This window comes from Okeania sp. SIO3I5 (genome assembly GCF_010672085.1).
Classification (GTDB): Bacteria; Cyanobacteriota; Cyanobacteriia; order Cyanobacteriales; family Microcoleaceae; genus Trichodesmium.
The window spans coordinates 7576-9758 of sequence record NZ_JAAHHT010000310.1 but is presented as its reverse complement, the minus strand read 5'-3'; the positions used below and the strand labels follow the sequence as shown (position 1 = coordinate 9758).

The following is a 2183-nucleotide window of genomic DNA, read 5'->3' as shown; positions in this document are numbered from 1 at the left end:
GGGAGTGGGAAAGAAGTAAACAAAAAAAACTAAGACGTCTTAGTAAAGAACTATCAAAGTAATTAAAGAAATATCTGAAGTTTGTAGGGTTGCTGATGTTATTTTTAGATTTAGACAGGGAGTAGGGGAGTGGGGGAGTGGGGGAGTGGGAAAGAAGTAAACAAAAAAAACTAAGACGTCTTAGTAAAGAACTATCAAAGTAATTAAAGAAATATCTGAAGTTTGTAGGGTTGCTGATGTTATTTTTAGATTTAGACAGGGAGTAGGGAAGTGGGGGAGTGGGGGAGTGGGGAAGTGGGAAAGTGGGAAAAAAGTAAACAAAAAAAACTAAGACGTCTTAGTAAAGAACTATCAAAAAAATTATTTGATCTGTGCCAATTACTTAATAATTAAAGTTCTCCCTAAGTAGAGCATTATTCTTAGTAATTGGAACAAGAATTAGGAGTTATAATCAAGAGATTATATGATTCAAGTAGAACCAGAGATGATATGATATTTAGTCTAGCAAAATAGCGTTGAAAGCTCCATGTTTTTTAACTAATACCATTTCTCTGTAACAATGCGCTTAATAATTCTGACTCAAACCTGAATTTCACCAATAGTTGTTATCTTTTATTAAGCGCAACATCAGGTCGAAATGGTATAAGAACAGAAATAAAAGGCAATTACTTTTAATTTTTAACTTTTGACTTTGGTAAAAAATCCGTGTTTTTCTACCAGAAATAAAAGGCAATTACTTTTGAATTTTGAATTTTGACTTTGGTAAAAGCTCCGTGTTTTTCAATGAGTAATAAAAGGGAATTACTTTTAACTTTTGAATTTTGAATTTTGAATTTTGAATTTTAACTAATGTCTCGTTCTAAAGCTCTCTATTCTTACATATTAATCCGTTTACTATTAGCACCACTAATGCTATGGACAATTAGCACTTTAGTTTTCTTGTTGTTACGAGCAACTCCCGGAGACCCTGTGGATGCTATCCTTGGACCAAAAGCTTCAACAGCTACTAAAGAAGCTCTCCGGTCTCAACTTGGTTTAGATGGTTCACTACTAGAACAGTATCTTAATTATCTAGGAAAATTACTTAGTTTTGACTTAGGTACATCCATGACTACTCGTGGTGAATCAGTTTGGCAAATTATTCAAAATTATTTTCCTGCCACTGTAGAATTAGCAGTATTTAGTATGGCGATCGCTCTAATTGTTGGAATTTCTATTGGGTCTATTGCTGCTTCTCATCCTAATACTAAGTTAGATGTTGGTGGGCGTTTATTTGGAATTTTTACTTATGCAGTTCCGCCTTTTTGGGCAGGGATGATTTTACAATTAATTTTTGCAGTACAGTTGAAATGGTTTCCTTTAGGTACTCGTTTTCCTATTAGTGAAAATCCTCCTCCAAGCATTACAGGTTTATACACAATTGATAGTATTTTAAGTGGCAATATCAGTCATTTTTTCACATCTATATATTATTTAGCTTTGCCGAGTTTAACATTAGGAATTTTGCTGAGTGGTATTTTTGAAAGAATAGTAAGAATTAATCTCAAACAAACATTACAAGCTGATTATGTAGAAGCTGCTAGAGCAAGAGGTATTCCTGAATTAAGAATATTATTTGCTCATGCTTTGAAGAATGCCATGATTCCAGTAATTACAGTTTTAGGATTAACTTTTGCAGCTTTATTAGGAGGAGCAATATTAACAGAAGTAACTTTTTCTTGGCCTGGTTTAGCAAATAGATTGTATCAGGCAATTAGTTCGCGAGATTATCCGACAGTGCAGGGAATAGTCGTATTTTTTGCTGGTATTGTTGTCATTGCTAGTATTTTTATTGATATTTTAAATGCTTATATAGATCCCAGAATTAGGTATTGAATATTCATTAATGGATAATGGATAATGGATAATTAGGGTTTGCTGAAAAAGTCTTTTGCTAGAGGTAGGAGTCAGGAGTCAGAATCAATGGAAATTTAGAGGAGGTAGGAATAAGAATTGTTCTTCAATTTTTCTGTTTTTGTCTGCCCAAAATACGCTCATTTTTGAACCTAAAATACCTAAAAGCTTGGATTTTTCCAAGACCTAAAAAGGCTAAAAGTTTTACCTGAAAATAATTTTATATTTAATCAGCAAACCCTAATTACCTCTGCCTAAAAGGGATGAGGATTGACCAAGAACGAAAACAT

At 33.1% G+C, this 2183-nt stretch carries 1 protein-coding gene; it reads left to right on the top strand.

Annotated elements, in window-relative coordinates:
• The first annotated feature begins 849 nt into the window (after positions 1–849).
• Positions 850–1875 (top strand): ABC transporter permease, encoded by a 1026-nt coding sequence (locus tag F6K40_RS36165; protein WP_293143787.1) that lies wholly within the window; start codon positions 850–852, stop codon positions 1873–1875.
• Positions 1876–2183: the final 308 nt, after the last annotated feature.